Source organism: Klebsiella sp. Sb-30 (assembly GCF_057652795.1).
In genome coordinates, this window is record NZ_CM172749.1 from 889,260 (window position 1) to 904,584 (window position 15,325).

The window sequence follows — 15,325 nt, forward strand, 5'->3', positions numbered from 1 at the left end:
AGGGGCGCCTCAGCGCGCCTGTTTGCCCAGATTCTCCAGCGCCGGGCCGCGGTAATCTCCGCCTAATGCCTTAATCAGCGTAATGTCGCTGCTCAACCGCTGCGCCTCGATATCCAGCAGGAGCAATTGCTGGGCGATGACGGGACGACGCGCTTCCTGAGCCGCATAGTAGCTGACCAGCCCCCGCTGATAGTGGGCGCTGGCGCTGCGGGAGGTGGCCATGGCGGCCGTCACCTTCAGCTTCTGCAGCACCACCTGCTGATTAAGATCGTTCAGCTCGCTGGAGCCGATCGCCACATCGCGCACGGCATCCAGTACCGCCTGGTTGTACTGTTTGATCAGAATATTGCTGGCGGTGCGGACCGATTGCAGATTGGCATTCAGCCGGCCGCCGTCGAAGATCGGCAGATACAGCCCCGGCAGCAGGTTGATCTGCTGGAAGGACGATTTAAACAGATCCCCGACGCTCAGGGCGTTGTATCCCCAGAAGGCCTTGATATCAAAGTGCGGGTAAAACGCCGCCTTCGCCGCATCGACCTGGCTTAATGACGCCGTGACGTAGCCGCGCAGCGCCTGGAGATCCGGGCGGCGGGCCAGCAGTTCAAAGGAGAGCGAGTCGGGCAGCGTTTCCTGTAGCGTCGGCAGGGGGACCGGATGGATCTCCGGCATGCTGCGCGCATCGGCGCCGATCAGCGCCCGCAATGTTTCCCGGTACTGCGTCAGCGTCCCGTTTGCCGTAATGATCTGCTGCTGCGCCGCCAGCAGCTCGGCCTGGGCATTGGCGATATCCACGCTATCCTCAACGCCGCGCTGGGTACGGTGCTCATGCGCCTGCACCGAGAGACGGGCAATCTCTTCCAGCTGATGCAACAACGTCATCTTCTGGAAGGTGGCCTGCATGGCAAAGTACAGCTGCGCCACGCTGCTGGCGAGATCCAGCTCGATTCCCGCCGTTTCCGCCTGACGCGCATTTTTCTCGCCAATGGCGGCGGCAACGCGGGCGCGATCGGCTCCCCATAAATCAATATTCAGCGTGGCACCGACGCCGACGGTATTCAGGGTGTACCACGGACCATTTTTATCGACCGGCAGCGAGTAAGAGTAGGGCCAGGTGAACTGTTTGTTGGTAACCCGCAGCCGGTTCTGAGCCGCCACCGCGGTGGCCTGGACGCCCATTGCCGACTGCGCCAGCTCTACGGTGGACTGCGATTGCGCAATCCGCAGCCGGGCGGCCTGCATGGTCGGGGAGTTTTGCAGCGCGCGGTTGACCAGCATATTAAGCTGGGCATCGTGATAGCCCTCCCACCATCTGGCCGCTGGCCAGCCGCTGTTGGCAAGGTGAATCACCTGCGCGAGTTCAGCCTGCTGCGGGTTCACGATGGTGACCTGGCCCGGATCGTCCTGAATTAACGCGCAGCCGGTGACCAGCGTCAGAAGGAAGGCGAGCGGTGAGTAGCGCAGGAAGCGGGCTGCGGTGTCCATTTTTCTCATGACTTATCTGCCTGTCGCGAAAGCGGTAAAGGTGCGGACGACCAGCTCGGTAATGTCGTCAGCAGAGTGATCAGCGGGCGGCCAAAAGGATTACCGGGGTCGGGCCGAAGCTCGCCGAACGGCACGGGCGCCTGCTGCCGGTCGATATCATCGGCATAGGCCTCGAGCGACCCGGCGCAGTGGCGCAGAAAGGTATCTCCCGGCGCGGCGTACAGCCGGTACCCTTCGCTGAAGCGTACGATTTCGAGGGCCTGCGTCCAGGTGGCCTTCACCGGCCAGGTTTTTGCCTCGGGATGCGGGTGAGCATAAGCATTCAGCGGTTCAGCCGCCACCCGATGCATCAGCGTTTCGGCGCTGTTGAGGGCATGAAACAGCGGCACTAACTGCTCCTCATCGCGACTGGCGCGCAGGTCATCGGCAATCCGCCGGTAGAGATCGGCCAGCCGCGATTTGAGCTGCGGGGCCTCGCTATCCGGCCACAGGTAGAGGTGGACAATCGAAGAGACCAGCACGCCGAGCAAAATACCGATGACGCGATCGCGCAGCTCGGTCAAATTGGTCAGCGGGCCAAACCAGCTGAGAAACGCCAGTGAGAAGGTAAAGCCGATCTGAATCCCGGCGTAGGCGATGCGTTCAGACCCCGCTGCTATCCAGGCCGACAGCGCCATCACCGGCAGGGTCATCGCCAGCAGGCCGACGATAGATTCGGTATGCGGCTGAATAAAGACGATCATTAACAGCGCCAGCAGGGTCGCGAGCAGGGCACCGCCTGTTCGCAGCCAGGTTTTCTGCAGCGTCGCGCCGAGCCCCGGCTGGGCGACAATGACACAGCTGAGCATAATCGTATGGATACCCTGCCAGTCGGCGGCGGTATAAAAAACGTAGCACAGCAGCGTTGCCAGCAGCGTTTTAAGCGCGAAGTGCAGATACGCGGGGTTCGACCAGGCGTCAGGCAGCAGCAGGGGCGCTTTTTCCTCTTCGCCAGCCGGCAGCGGCACCGGTTCGCCGCGCGCCAGCTGGCTCAGCGTCGTGGCCATCTCTTGCAAAATGACGCCGTTCGCCGTATCCCGCGCGCTGGCCTCCGGCAGGGTTGCCGGAAGCGTGCTGAGGTCCAGATTGTGCGCCAGCGTCGAGAGCGCGGCGGCAAGCTGCAGACGCCCGGCGGAAGGGGACTCTTCCGGCTGAAGCAGCGCGGCCAGATGATAGCAGTGAAGGGTGGCGGCCATCAGGGATTGCCACGCCTGCGGGTTATCGGCTATCTCTGGGCTGGAGCGGGTCGCCTGCTGATACAGAGACTGAAGCTGGGCGAACTGTTCGGCAATTTCTTTGAAAGTTGGCGGAGAACCGGCGTCCGGCCCGGCGAGAAGCGCCGCCACCCGGCGGAGCAAGAACACCATTCTCGCTTTGAACTGGTAGCCGGGAAAAGCCTGCTGAAAACCGGCGTTGACCAGCAGCGTGACCACGATGGCGAGGTTGATGACGACCCATAGCCAGAGCAGCAGACGCACCAGAATCTCACTCTGGCTGGTCATCGAGGGGAAAGTCTGCGCGTAGATAACGACCAGCGCGACGACGAAAAAGGCCAGCCCCAGCTTGCCCAGCACCCGCATCAGATAGATGGCGCCGAAAAACAGCGCTACCGAGGCGACCAGGCGGATCAGCGGATAGTCATAAGTCCATTTGATGATCAGCAGCACACAGCCCAGCGCCACGCTGACGGTGAGGAAAAAGACCACGCTCACCAGCTTTATCATCAGCACGTTAGGCTGGCTGACGTAAAACACCACGATCAGCGCCACGGCCAAAAAAGGGATCTGCAGGGTCATAAACAGGACGATCAGCACCGCGCAGCTCAGGGTCAGGCGCAGGGTGTAGTTTGCCCTCCCCGGCGCGTCGCGGAGTTCCCGGTGCAGAAATGACCAGACGTTCTGCATAGCGCCTCCTTACTGAGGCTGAAGAACGGCGCTGGCAGAGGCGCCCATACGGAAGAGTTCGGGGTCAGGATCTTTCACCGCGATCTTCACCGGGAAACGCTGCGAAACATGAACCCAGTTGATGCTCTTCTGAATAATCGGCAGACCTTCAATCACGCTCCCGCCTTCAGGCAGCACGCCGGAGCCGACGGAATCGACCACGCCGGCGAACGATTTATCATGATTGGTCATGATGGTGACTCTGGCCGCTACGCCGGGGCGGACGTTTTTAAGATCGGTTTCGCGGAAGTTGGCGATGACATACCAGCGGTCGTCATCCATTAAGGTAAATACCGGTTTTAACGCCGAGGCGTACTGGCCGACGGTGGTTTTCAGCGCCACCACCACGCCGTTAAAAGGCGCCCGGACTTCGGTAAATTCCAGGTGCAGTTCCGCCAGCGCGATCTGCGCCAGAATCCCCGCCCGCTGGGCGACCATGGCGTCAACGCCGGTCACAGCGGCCGAAGCCTGTTTCGCTTGCAGCAGCGTGGCGTCGAGTTCTGCGCGTGCGGCTTTTTCGGCGGTTCGCGCCTGGTCGAGATCCTCTTGTGAAGCAAAGCCCTGCGGGACTAATGGTTCAAGACGCGTGCGTGACGAAGTGGTCTGTTTTACCAGCGCCTTCGCCCGTTCTACCGCGGCGGCAACGGACTGGGCGTTGTACTCCTGGGCCTTAATTGTGCGCCGGGTCAGCATGATTTGCGCATCCAGCGTGGTCAGCCTGGCCCGGGCGTCATCGAGCATCGCCTGATAGGGGCGCGGATCGAGACGAAACAGCAGATCGCCTTTTTTCACCCGCTGGTTGTCGCGGATGGGCATCTCCACGATCCGGCCGCTCACTTCCGGCACCACGTCGATGGTATCGGTATAGACGTAAGCATCATTGGTTTCCGGCGAGGTCTGAAGCTGCCAGATAACCAGGATAAGCGCCACGATCGCGGCGAGGACGAGGGCCAGCAGAGGCCACTTTTTCCGTAATACGCTTGGGCTGGAGTTTGTCATAGGGGCTTAGTAAACAAAGAAAAGGAACCACAGGAGCGTGGCGAACAGGAACATCAGAGCCAGGTAGCTGAATACCAGCGGAGAAAAACGTGATTGCCAGCCTTTGCGGACGATCAGGATATGACAGGGAATGAGTAACAGCACGCCGCCCAATAAACAGAAAAACCAGCCAGGAAATGCGGCGCCTAATACCGGAATCGCTGGTGATAATGAACAACCAGAGAGAAATAAGAACATGAATAATAGCGCCGGACGTGCCAGCTTCACTCGATAATTCAAAGGATAGTTCCTGAGCGCTCATACCATTGTGGAGTGAGTTTAATCGCCCTCACGGGGAAATAAAAGCAAAGGGAAGAGACGGGCTGTCTATTTTATGGGGGGCGTCAGCGCCGCTCCTGCAGGAAAAGTGAATATAAAAGCGTTTATTTCGCATTAATGCGATAAATCTTATGACATATATGAAGGTGATTTTTGATTTCACCATAGCTGGCGTTCCGCGGCGGGGCTATGCTTAGCTCCTGAACAAGAAAAATAATTGAGGCAATGTCATGGATAAGGAATTACTGGAGGCGGGCTACCGGGTATATACCGGCGAGAAGATTGATGTCTACTTCAACACGGACATCTGCCAGCACTCGGGGAACTGCGTTCGCGGTAGCGCAAAACTCTTCAACCTGAAGCGTAAGCCGTGGATCATCCCGGATGAAGTGGATGTCGCCACCGTCGTGCGTGTGATCGACACCTGCCCGAGCGGCGCCCTGAAGTATCGCCAGAAATAAGTGAGGAAATGATGGAAATACTGGAAGGCCATAACAAGTTTTACGTCAACGATGCGGCAGGGAATCAGGTCGCGGAAATTGTTTTTGTTCCCACCGGCGAACATCTCAGCATTATTGAACATACCGATGTCGACGAGAGCCTGAAAGGGCAGGGGGTAGGCAAACAGCTGGTGGCGAAAGTGGTGGAAAAGATGCGCGGAGAACAGCGTAAAATTATCCCGCTATGTCCCTTTGCGAAACATGAGTTTGATAATACCCGCGAGTACGATGATATCCGGGCCTGAAATAAAAGCACCGGTCTCAGCCGGTGCTCAGTTTTAGATGATGAAGGGCTTTTGCATCCGGGATGCCTGTTATTGGCGATGATGGCGAATAATATTCTGGCGCCAGCATGGTTCCGGCCTGTCGCCTGACTTCCGGCGTAGCGACCGGGAAGCGCTTCTGTCGTCAGCCCGGGCCCTCGTTTTCCAGCTTCTGCCTTTTGCGCAGGTGCGGGAAAATGGTCATCCATATCGCGACCACCACCAGCGTGCCAATCCCGCCAAGCGCCGCGGCCGGTACGGCACCCATCCACGCTGCCAGCAGGCCAGACTCAAACTCCCCAAGCTGGTTTGAGGTATTAATGAAGATAGCGTTCACCGCATTGACCCGGCCGCGCATATCATCCGGCGTATCCAGCTGTACCAGCGCGCCGCGAATCACCATGCTCACCATATCAAACCCACCCAGCGCGGCTAACGCCAGCAGGGAAAGCCACAGCTGAGCAGAAAGTGCAAACACCAGCGTCGCCAGGCCAAAGCCGGCCACCGAGGCGAACATGATCAGACCCACGTTTTTCTCCAGCTTGTGGCGACTGAGCCAGACGCCCACCAGCAGCGCGCCAACCGAAGGGGCGCCGCGCAGCATCCCCAGCCCCCATGGGCCGGTATGGAGAATATCCTGGGCGAAGATCGGTAATAGCGCCGTCGCGCCTCCGAGGAGGACGGCAAACAGATCGAGCGAAATCACGCCCAGCACATCTTTTCGCTCGCGGATAAAATGCACCCCGGCAAACAGGTTTTTGAGGTTCATCGGCAGACGGGTTTGCGGCGGCCGCTCGTAGCGCAGTCGGCTTACCAGTACAAGAGAGAACAGATAGAACAGCGCCGATACGCCGTACACCACTTCCGGACCCGCCACGTACAGCAGACCGCCAAGCGTTGGGCCGATAATGACCGCCGCCTGTCCTCCGACGGAACTGGCCGCCATCGCGCGCGCGAGGATCGGCGGCGGTACCAGCGCCGGCAGCATAGAGGTGATTGCCGGCCACTCCAGCGCTTTTGCCACCGAGATTAAAAAGACCAGCCCCCAAATCTCAATCTTGTCCGCCCAATGCAGCAGCGTCAGCGCAACCAGCCCGAGTAACGCTATCCATTCAATGAACTGGCCAAGCAGTACAATCCGTCGCCGATCGAACTGATCCGCAAGGTGTCCCGCAGGGAGCGCCAGCAGGACCGAGGGTAAGAATTGCATCAGGCCGATCATCCCGAGCGCCATCGCGCTATGGGTGATGGCATAAATTTGCCAGCTAACGGCAACCGAAAACATTTGAAAACCGAATGATGAGCAGGTGCGCGCCAGCCAAAAGGTGACGAACGACCTGTGCCGCAGCAGTGAATCTTCCGCTGCGGATACCTGTGAACCCATAGTCTTATCCCATTTAAAGCCAATATTCCGGCCAGCATCGTCGTACCGGCCTGGTGCGAAGTCCGTCAGGGACTTTTATTATTTTTTACCACCTGACAAGGTGCGATATCTTGTGAGTTCGGGCAGTGGCAAGGCGTGCGCTTTGCTACCTGGTGCTTAGCGTCAATGGGGTTGATTATATGCATCCCCCTGGTCACAGGCGCGTTATTTGAGGGACGGCGGTGATGCGCCGCCGGCCGTGGCAGAGGGTAAGAGGCCGGCAATGAGAACCGCAGGCTATCTCGCCGATGTGCGGCTGCGACCCGGAAAATGACCGTATGCTATAGTTTTATGCTTCTTTGGGGAGGAAATCGCGTGTTCTCCATCCCGCTACGACAGGAAATCTCATTTGTCTCAGCGCCAGCAACAGACCAGGCGTCGGACGGCATTTTTGGCAGATACCGTCGCGCTGATCCTCTTTTTCACGACCACCGGCATCATTAATGAACGCATGATTGCCGGTATGACGTGGGAGCAAATTTTCCACGCCCGTCTTTTAGGGGCGGTCCTGATGGTTCCGGTAGCAAGACCCTACGGCATATGGCGGGACTGGTTGATGAAGCGAGCCGGAGAGAGTCAGGTATCCAGGCTGTTATGGGATAGCATTGCTCTCGTCAGCTTTCAGGTCCCCCTCTATGCATCGATCATTGCTTTCAGCGGTGCCTCGGGAGGCGGCCTGGTCCGAGGCACGCTCGGCGCCGCCTTGATGATGCTTTTTCTGGGCCGCCCCTATGGCGCGTTTCTTAACCGGGTGCGTAAATTATTCGGCCTGCCGCCGGGGGGCAGTAAGCCAATGTCGTTGGGGGAGTGAGTGGCTGGTTTGTGTCAGGCGGGGACGTTGCCCGTGAATCACCTTTGACCCAATGAGGATAAGGTCAGCCGCTTTTACTTAGAGCGTTTCATTGCATCCTGCTTCCCGGGATTGCATTGCTGTTTTGTACCGGGAAGATAAAATTTTCCCGAACGGTCTGGATTGGTTCCGCCCGGACAACCCGCGCGGCCCGGAGTAGAGACAGTATTACTACCGTCTGAACCGTTTCCTCCATCAGAAAAATTCCCTCCATCACCACCATTACCGCCATCAGCAGCATTTACCGCAAATGCGCATAACATAAAAAAAAATGCAAAAACACACCTGGCCATAAAAACTCCGTTGTTTAACAATCAAATGTTCAATCAATCATCCCGGCATGCATCCATTGTTGGGAATGTCAAAAGATCGGGTACGCCGCTTGCTCACAGGGGACCTTCAGCCCAGTCAGCTCGTCCGCTTCGTGCCAGGAGTGGATTGCAGGTCCGATTAATACAATCAGCGCAATTCTTTTGAGAAACAGACGGCTTCTGTCCTACCTATGTAGGGGCCGTAATTCTCGATGCGTATATATCCATATTTCTCGTAGAAATTTACAGCCCGTTGGTTGATGTGTCGAGTTCCCAGTCTAAGTTCGCTATATCCCATCTCTTTTGCAGATGTTTCCAGAAAAGTAAGTAAAGCTCTCCCAACTCCTGGCACACTTCGGTCTGAGAACATTCTTTTAAGCTCGGCTATATTTGGCGTTAACGGCCGAATAGCTCCGCATCCTATTGCATCGCCATGAGCATTCTTTGCCAATGCCCATAAGGCTTTGTCCTCATACATTGCTTCAACGGTGAAATTGCTTTTGCCGTTATCACCCGTAATAGCGGCAAGTTCTGCCGACAGCATTTCGATTAAGCGATGGGATTCTGAAGAAAATGGATCTGACTTCTCTACGGTTATCATGTTCATATCCTGCAAAATGAATGTGACCAGCATAAAGTATGCTGCCAGGTAAAACATCAGCCTGAAACGGTTGACGGGACAACGCCATTCCCACACTATCCCGAAGATGTTACGCCCGCTTCTCGCTCAACCCAACCCTCAGATTCATCCTCTCTACCGTCAAATGCCTCTTTGAGATGTGCCGCCGATCTCACCAGCTGAACGGCCTGACAGGTAACCAGACTGGGAAATGGAGACGGCTGAGCAGTCCAGCCCGCTGCCAACGGCCCGCTGCTGCTCATCGAGAGCCGGTGGATTACGCCCGTTAGTCCCGCCGCGAAGCCGAACCCGGAGCCAGGGGTTTTACCCCTGACGCCATAGCCATGTGAATTGATATCAGGGCTGAAGTTTAATGGAGAATCCCGACCCGGATGGTCGGGTTTTTCATGCTGGACGGAGCTGAAAATGGATGGGATTTACCCGGCAATGCTGGTGGGATAGCGTCCCGGCGAAAAACGCTGAATAAGATCCTCCAGATTATCGCCAGTGACCGGCGGTGAGATCAGATAGCCCTGAAAGCGATCGATGCCCAACGCCTTCAGCATATTAAATTTTTCCAGGCTATCGACCCCTTCGGCAATGCAGCGGCTACCGGAAAGCTGGCAGTAATAGATCAGGCTTTTGATCAGCGCCAGGGCGTGGGGATCCCGCTGCAGATCGTTGACGATACTGATATCCAGCTTGTACTCATTAAAGCGCACGGTGCGGACCGGAAACAGGACGCTGCTGCGCGAAAAGCAGTCGTCAAGCATGATGCGAAAGCCCTGCTGCTGTAAGCGGGCGATCGTATCGCCCGTTTTACTGTGACGATTGAGATCGACAGTTTCGGCAAATTCCAGTACCAGCCTCTCACCCTGCTGCGGTTCCTGCAGCTGCTGACGGGCCGCCTCCATCATCCGGATAATGTTGCTGTTGTTGGCGATGACCGGCGGGATGTTAACCGCGAAATAATAGTCGCCCGGGTATTGATTGATATTCTGCACGGCCTCCTGCAGGACGAATGCCGTGAGCAGCAGCCAGGCATATTCCGAGCGTATCTGCGGCAGAAACTCGGCTGGCAACAGTACATCGCCATTGCGTCGCCAGCGCGACAGCATTTCGATGCCCTGCAACATCAGGCGGCCATCGGTGATGGGCTGAAACACAGGAAACACTTGCCGGCAGTGAATGGCATGGATGAACTCGCGTTCAAAAGCGGAGAGCGCGGTAACCGCGCTCGTTTTCTGTCCTTTGGTCTGGCTACCGGGAAAACGGTTGGCCAGATGGGGATGATGTTCAACCATCTTTTTCAGTCCTGAGCTTCTCTGGGTGTAGAGGGTTTTGTGACTAAGCCCCCGACGTTGTGCCTGATGATTGATGCTGAATCCCCGCAGCCAGTCCAGCGCGGTGCTCAGTTCCGGTTTGGTCACGCCGGCGGCCGGTTTAGCGCAGATAATCATCTCCTGAGACGCCAGCTGCGCCAGCAGGGGATAGCGTTGTCCGCCGTCGGGTCTGAGCAGCGCCGCCAGCTGTCGACAGGGTAAATCAGAGGCGACGGCCCGTACCCTGGCCAGATGGCGCGGCTTGCCGACCTGATGTAACAGCGTCTGCCACAGCCAGTTGGCCGGGCTGCGGCTGAGGATCAGCATCGGCAGCGGAACGGCGCTGTGTTTCAGCAGCAGCCCCGCCTGCCGCAGAGTGAGCAGCAGCCAGAACGGATCGTCGGGTAAAAAAACCACGATACGCCTGACGGTCACAATATCGGGGATTAACAGCGCCTCGTGAAGCTGAGGGAACAGGCGCCTGGGCCGCAGCAGGCCGCCGTCGTCCATCAGGGAAGACAGCCCCTCGGCGGCTATCGCGCAGGGCGAAAGAATATAGTCCACCGGCGGGGAGGCCTGCGTCGCGCAGCCCTTACTGGTAGACAAACGTCACCCCAATAATGGACTGCACATTACCTGCCGTCACCTGACCCGTGGTTCGCGCATAGGTCGCGGTGAGCCCCAGATTGACCGGCGAAGTGCCGACCGTACCCAGCGACACCGTGCTGTTGGCGGGCACGATGCTGCCGTTACGCGTCATCTGTACGCCAATCCCCTGCGCCGCCGACGTCGAAGCGGTATTGCTGAAGATCGAATTGGCGGTATCGGCGGTGGTGCCGGAAAGGTAGTAGCCGAGATTCTGGTTTTGCGCACAATGAACCGTCACCGGAACGGCCATTGAGCCAGGATAATCCGGAAGCGTTACCGTCACATCGCGAGCGGAGACATCGCAGCCGCCGGTCGGCACCACCACATCATTGTTGGCGTAAATGTTCCAGACAAACTGATAGGAGTCGCTGTTATAGTTGTTGGTCTGGTGAAGAATGAGCACCGCGATCAGGGAACCGGAGGTGATCGCCACCCCGCCAGCGGTGCTGACCGGCGTCAGATAGAGCACGGTAGGCCACGGTTTATCGGTGGTTGAATCATAGATGACCCGCGCGGTTTCCGTGGTGGTGGGGAAGGGATAGGAGGTACCGTTGTACTTTACGGTGCCGGAAAAACTCGACAGCACCCCGCCATAGGCGGAGCCTCGTTGCAGGGTCACGTAGTCGGTAATGGTTTGCGGATAGTCGTTATGGCAGAAGATTTGCGTGGAGAGATCGACCACCAGGTTTTGCCCGACGTTCACCGCCGGCGTCAGGTTGACGTAGACGTTCGCGCTGCCGCCGCCGATGGGGATCGTCGCCCCGGTAGCGGTTTTGCAGGCAAAGGACCAGGCATTAACCGACCAGCCCAACAGCAGCAGCGTGGTCAACAGGGTCATCATTTTTTTCATCAACTTACTCTCCTGATTCAGGCGTAGGTGTAGGTGACGCTAATCACCGCCTGAATGGTTCCCTGGGTGGCGCCGCCGTTAACCGTCAATGCTCTGACCTGCAGCGGGAAACGGGCGGACTGCGTTGAGTCATCGACCTGGACTGCTTTAGTGGCGCCGTTGTTCAACGTGGTTCCGCCGTCATCCTGCAGCTCCAGCTGGATATTGCCGGCGGTACCCTGGTTTTTGTAATACCCGGTGGCGTCCGCGGTACCGCTAAAGCTGGCGGTGACGCGCGAGGTGCCGATGGGGCAGTTGCTCAGATCGAGCGACACGCCGTGCCAGGCCGAAGCGGCGCCTGCCGAGACCAGACTGAAGGTATACAGGTCGCCGAGCTCGACGGTGGCATTCGTGGTCGAGACCGTACAGGGTTTGGCGACCACTTTGCCGTTAACGGTGATCGTGATATCGGCCGCCTGTAGGGGAGAGCAGGCCAGTGCCAGCGCGCCCGCCAGAAGCCATTCTCGGGGAATGCATTTCATCTCAACCTCCGGTTACTGAAATTCCAGCGTGAATGTCGCTGTCGCGTTGACGTGCCCGGCGGTAACCGGCACCTGGGTGGCCATCAACCGCGCATAAAAGTTCAGGGTATTGGTCTGCCCGGGCGTCAGCGTCGTCCAGGCGATCGCCGTTGAGGGGGCGTTCAGCGGCAGCATCGTCTGCTGACCATTGAGAATCTGCACCCCCATGCCCGCCGCGGCCGACGCGCCGCTGTCCAGCTTCAGTAAGCTGGTGTTGTCGTTATCCGCCACGCCGATGAAGCCCACTTTGACCGCGGTCACCGAGCTGCCGCAGGGCGACAGCACGATGCGAAACGGCACCACCGGCGTTGTCGCGCCGATGGTGTTGAACTGTTTAGCGGCGTTATCCATCAGGTCGACGGTAAAGTCTTTTGACTCACCCGCCACCGCGCAGGCGTTATCCCGGACATATCCGCTGATGGTAATGGTACTGTCGGCCGCGAAAGCGTTGGCGATGGCCAGCGACAGCACGGCTCCCAGCAGATACAGCGATTTGGTCATCATCATTTCTTCCTTAGCGACAGACGGCAGACAGCTGGCTCAACGCCTGCTGCTGGCTCTCTTGCGGCAGCTGATACTCGGCCACGCAGCTGGCATCGGGGCCTTCACCCCATGTCACCTGCACTTTGCCGGCCAGCGGCATACCGCTCAGATAAACCTGCCCGTTATCGGCCACGATACTGCCGCTCTGGTTATTGGCTGAGGTCACCATGGCGCCAAACGGAACCGGCTTGCCATTACGGGTTAGCGTCATCAGCAGCTTCATGCCGACGTGCGCTTTGAAATCTGCGCGCACGATGGCGCCGTGCGTGGGCACCACGCTGACCACCGCATCATCCAGGTCGACGTTGTCAGCCAGCGTGTTGGTGTCCAGCGCCACGCGGTTTTCACGATATTCGGTGGCGTACGGCAACACCGCATAGCCACGCCAGTCGGTACGCACCCCGGTCTGGTTTTCCACTTTCACGTTGTCGGCCCCCGGAGCCTTAACCAGCACCACCGTATCGTTCAACGGCTGGCTCAAGGTGACGCCGTTGCCGTGGGCAAGCACGCCGCCGCTTACGCCGTAGTACAGCTGTTTCAGGCCATCGCTTCGGCTGTAGCCGACGTTGGCGTTACCGTAGCCGCCGCGATAGTTCAGCGCCGCGTATCCGGTACCGCCGCTCCCGCCGTTGCCGCCGCCGGCATAGCCGGTCTGCACGCTGTAGCTCAGGTTATTGTCCTCCAGCAGCGTGCCGTACAGCCCGGCGAGGTTGGTCATCCGGCCATCGAGGTCGTGCGACATGCTGTAGCTGGCGCTGGCATGGCGCCATACTGATTTGCTGTCCGAGCGCAGCCAGTGGCTGAACGGAATGTTGACGTTGACCGCCAGCATCTGGTCGCGCCCCTGCTGCCAGGCGTTTTTGGTCAGGCTGTAGCTCAGCGTCCAGTTGATGTCGTCAACCGCAGTGTTCAGTCCGGCCTGCAGCTGCTGGTCCGCTTTGCCGGTTGACCAGTAGGTCTGATGGCTGCCGCTCAGGTAGAGCGTGGCGGTGCGTCCCAGCTGCTGGGTGACGCTGACCTGCACCTTGCCGCGTTTGCTGTAGGCGAGGTTGTAGTAGTCGGTGAATTTAGGCTTCACCTGGATAACGCCATCCTGGGTCTCGACGTCGTAGCCGCTCATCCGGCTATAGGTGGTATCGGCAAAGCTGTAATAGCCCCGCGTGGAGTAGCGGTAGCCGACCAGCTGAATATTGGTGCCGACTTCGTTAAGCGATTTGTTATAGAGAAAACGCAGCGACTGCCCCTGATGCTTGCTGTCATCAGGTAGCGTGGCGTTGGCCTGGGTCACGTCCAGCGATACGGCGCCGAACTCGCCCATGTTTTTGCCGACGCCGAGGTTAAAGGCACGGTAGCGGTCGGCAAGCTGGGAGCCGCCGTACAGCGTCCAGCCCGCCGCCAGGCCGTGCAGCAATGTCCCCTGGAAGAATTTCGGCTTCTCCTGCTGGTCGTTACCGCTGCGATATTCCCCCGCCGTCAGAGCGAAGCGCGAATGGCCCTCACGCTGCAGCACCGGCACCGTTGACCACGGCACGGTAAAGACCTGGCGGGTACCGTCGGTCTCTTTGATGGTGACCTGCAGATCGCCGCCGTTCCCGGCGGCATAGAGGTCGTCGATCGTAAACGGTCCCGGCGGCACCGTGCTCTGATAGATCTCATAGCCGTTTTGCCTGATCGAGACCTGTGCCGTCCCGCGGGCAATCCCGTGAATGACCGGGGCGAAACCTTTCTGGCTGTCCGGCAGCATATTGTCGTCAGAGGCCAGCTGGGCGCCGCGGAAGTTGATGCCATCGAACACGTCGCCGTTGGTATAGCTGTCGCCGAGCGTCAGGCGTGAGCGTAGGGGAACAATATCCCTCTCCAGCCAGCTGTTGACGTGCTGCCACTTATTCTCGTTGCTCGATGAACTGCCGCCGCTGCTGTAGCTCCAGGTGGTGTTATCGCGCAGGCGCCAGGCGCCGAGGTTGAGGCCACTTTGCAGATTCAAATAGGCATAGTTGCTGCTGCCGCCGATATCGTTATGGACATTGTTGCCGGTAAAGTTGTAGTTCAGCAGCCCGGCGGTGATGCCGTCATCCCACAGTTCGGGCGGGATATATCCGCGCGCACGATTGCCCATAAAAGCCTGTGGCACGGTCAGATACAGGCGCTGTTGGCCCACGTCAAAACGGCTGGTCGACTCTTTGATCATCTCCGCCATCGGCACGCAGGCATCGGCCGCGAGGGCATTCATACCGGACACGGCGGCGGTGTTGACGCCCATGCTGGCCAACTGGCCGCGGGTCAGGCAGGGAGCCAGACCGTGGTGGTTCTCTCCGCTCTTAAAGGTGACATCGCGAGTCGTCATAAAGCCGTTATTCAGATAGATATCGACGCGATAGGTGCCCGGTGGCACCTCTTGACCCTTTTCGAAATTCGACAGATCCGCCACTGCGGCAGGATCATCGGCGAGGAAACGCGGGTTAAAGTAAAGTTCCGCCTGCGCGGAAAAGGCCTGCATGGCAAGCAAAAGGGCAAAAGGGAACCGGGCAAAGACGCGAGCCGATCCCGACGCGCGGCGCCGCGCACCCAGGCGGTCCGATCCATATTTCAGATGTGACATAGTCCCTCCGGTCCGAAGTCGCCCGGCTGTCAGTTCTTTTTATATTTCAGGGGAGA

15 protein-coding genes are annotated in these 15,325 nt (G+C 58.5%); 3 read left to right on the forward strand and 12 right to left on the reverse strand.

All coding sequences use genetic code 11. The features are described 5' to 3' along the window. Positions 1 to 9: 9 nt before the first annotated feature. The 4 genes from AC236I_RS04295 to AC236I_RS04310 are packed head-to-tail and all read right to left on the reverse strand — an operon-like array spanning position 10 to position 4,700. A complete protein-coding gene (locus AC236I_RS04295) occupies positions 10 to 1,482 on the reverse strand; it encodes an MdtP family multidrug efflux transporter outer membrane subunit (RefSeq protein WP_172412546.1) in 1,473 nt (490 codons plus the stop codon). Positions 1,483 to 1,487: 5 nt separating this feature from the next. Continuing rightward, positions 1,488 to 3,425 (reverse strand): FUSC family protein, encoded by a 1,938-nt coding sequence (locus tag AC236I_RS04300; RefSeq protein ID WP_071359757.1) that lies wholly within the window; start codon positions 3,423 to 3,425, stop codon positions 1,488 to 1,490. A 9-nt stretch (positions 3,426 to 3,434) separates the two neighbouring features. Continuing rightward, complete coding sequence (gene mdtN, locus AC236I_RS04305; protein WP_015585795.1) at positions 3,435 to 4,463, reverse strand: multidrug transporter subunit MdtN; 1,029 nt, start codon at positions 4,461 to 4,463, stop codon at positions 3,435 to 3,437. 6 nt (positions 4,464 to 4,469) lie between these two features. After that, a complete protein-coding gene (locus tag AC236I_RS04310) occupies positions 4,470 to 4,700 on the reverse strand; it encodes a YtcA family lipoprotein (RefSeq protein WP_369974010.1) in 231 nt (76 codons plus the stop codon). 311 nt (positions 4,701 to 5,011) lie between these two features. On the opposite strand from AC236I_RS04310, the gene yjdI reads away from it, so the two are divergent. Both yjdI and AC236I_RS04320 read left to right on the forward strand, forming a co-directional pair. Further along, positions 5,012 to 5,242, forward strand: coding sequence for a 4Fe-4S mono-cluster protein YjdI (yjdI, locus tag AC236I_RS04315; RefSeq protein ID WP_004867313.1), 231 nt, complete (start codon positions 5,012 to 5,014; stop codon positions 5,240 to 5,242). A gap of 11 nt (positions 5,243 to 5,253) precedes the next feature. Next, a complete protein-coding gene (locus AC236I_RS04320) occupies positions 5,254 to 5,526 on the forward strand; it encodes a GNAT family N-acetyltransferase (RefSeq protein ID WP_004867312.1) in 273 nt (90 codons plus the stop codon). A 163-nt stretch (positions 5,527 to 5,689) separates the two neighbouring features. On the opposite strand, the gene AC236I_RS04325 is transcribed toward AC236I_RS04320, so the two are convergent. Further along, on the reverse strand, positions 5,690 to 6,928 hold the full coding sequence (locus tag AC236I_RS04325; RefSeq protein WP_015585798.1) for an MFS transporter: 1,239 nt from the start codon (positions 6,926 to 6,928) through the stop codon (positions 5,690 to 5,692). Positions 6,929 to 7,316: 388 nt separating this feature from the next. Here AC236I_RS04325 and alaE point away from each other — a divergent pair, with 388 nt between their 5' ends. Continuing rightward, the gene (gene alaE / locus AC236I_RS04330; RefSeq protein WP_004867308.1) at positions 7,317 to 7,778 is read left to right on the forward strand and encodes an L-alanine exporter AlaE; all 462 of its coding nucleotides are present in this window, start codon (positions 7,317 to 7,319) and stop codon (positions 7,776 to 7,778) included. Between the two features lie 74 nt (positions 7,779 to 7,852). Here alaE and AC236I_RS04335 read toward each other — a convergent pair whose 3' ends face one another. The 7 genes from AC236I_RS04335 to AC236I_RS04365 all read right to left on the reverse strand — a co-directional run bounded on the left by AC236I_RS04335 (position 7,853) and on the right by AC236I_RS04365 (position 15,269). Next, the gene (locus tag AC236I_RS04335) at positions 7,853 to 8,110 is read right to left on the reverse strand and encodes a hypothetical protein (RefSeq protein ID WP_071934212.1); all 258 of its coding nucleotides are present in this window, start codon (positions 8,108 to 8,110) and stop codon (positions 7,853 to 7,855) included. Positions 8,111 to 8,276: 166 nt separating this feature from the next. Further along, positions 8,277 to 8,729: a GNAT family N-acetyltransferase gene (locus AC236I_RS04340; protein WP_224050117.1), complete on the reverse strand. Its 453-nt coding sequence runs from the start codon at positions 8,727 to 8,729 to the stop codon at positions 8,277 to 8,279. A gap of 455 nt (positions 8,730 to 9,184) precedes the next feature. Next, positions 9,185 to 10,633 carry an EAL domain-containing protein gene (locus AC236I_RS04345; RefSeq protein WP_004867305.1) on the reverse strand — a complete coding sequence of 483 codons (1,449 nt, stop codon included), beginning with the start codon at positions 10,631 to 10,633 and terminating at the stop codon, positions 9,185 to 9,187. A gap of 28 nt (positions 10,634 to 10,661) precedes the next feature. After that, on the reverse strand, positions 10,662 to 11,558 hold the full coding sequence (locus AC236I_RS04350; protein WP_054829215.1) for a fimbrial protein: 897 nt from the start codon (positions 11,556 to 11,558) through the stop codon (positions 10,662 to 10,664). A gap of 26 nt (positions 11,559 to 11,584) precedes the next feature. After that, complete coding sequence (gene fimG / locus AC236I_RS04355; RefSeq protein WP_015585803.1) at positions 11,585 to 12,088, reverse strand: type 1 fimbrial minor subunit FimG; 504 nt, start codon at positions 12,086 to 12,088, stop codon at positions 11,585 to 11,587. 12 nt (positions 12,089 to 12,100) lie between these two features. Continuing rightward, on the reverse strand, positions 12,101 to 12,631 hold the full coding sequence (fimF, locus tag AC236I_RS04360) for a type 1 fimbrial adaptor subunit FimF (RefSeq protein ID WP_015585804.1): 531 nt from the start codon (positions 12,629 to 12,631) through the stop codon (positions 12,101 to 12,103). A 10-nt stretch (positions 12,632 to 12,641) separates the two neighbouring features. Then, positions 12,642 to 15,269, reverse strand: a complete 2,628-nt coding sequence (locus tag AC236I_RS04365; protein WP_015585805.1) for a fimbrial biogenesis usher protein — start codon at positions 15,267 to 15,269, stop codon at positions 12,642 to 12,644. Positions 15,270 to 15,325 lie beyond the last annotated feature (56 nt).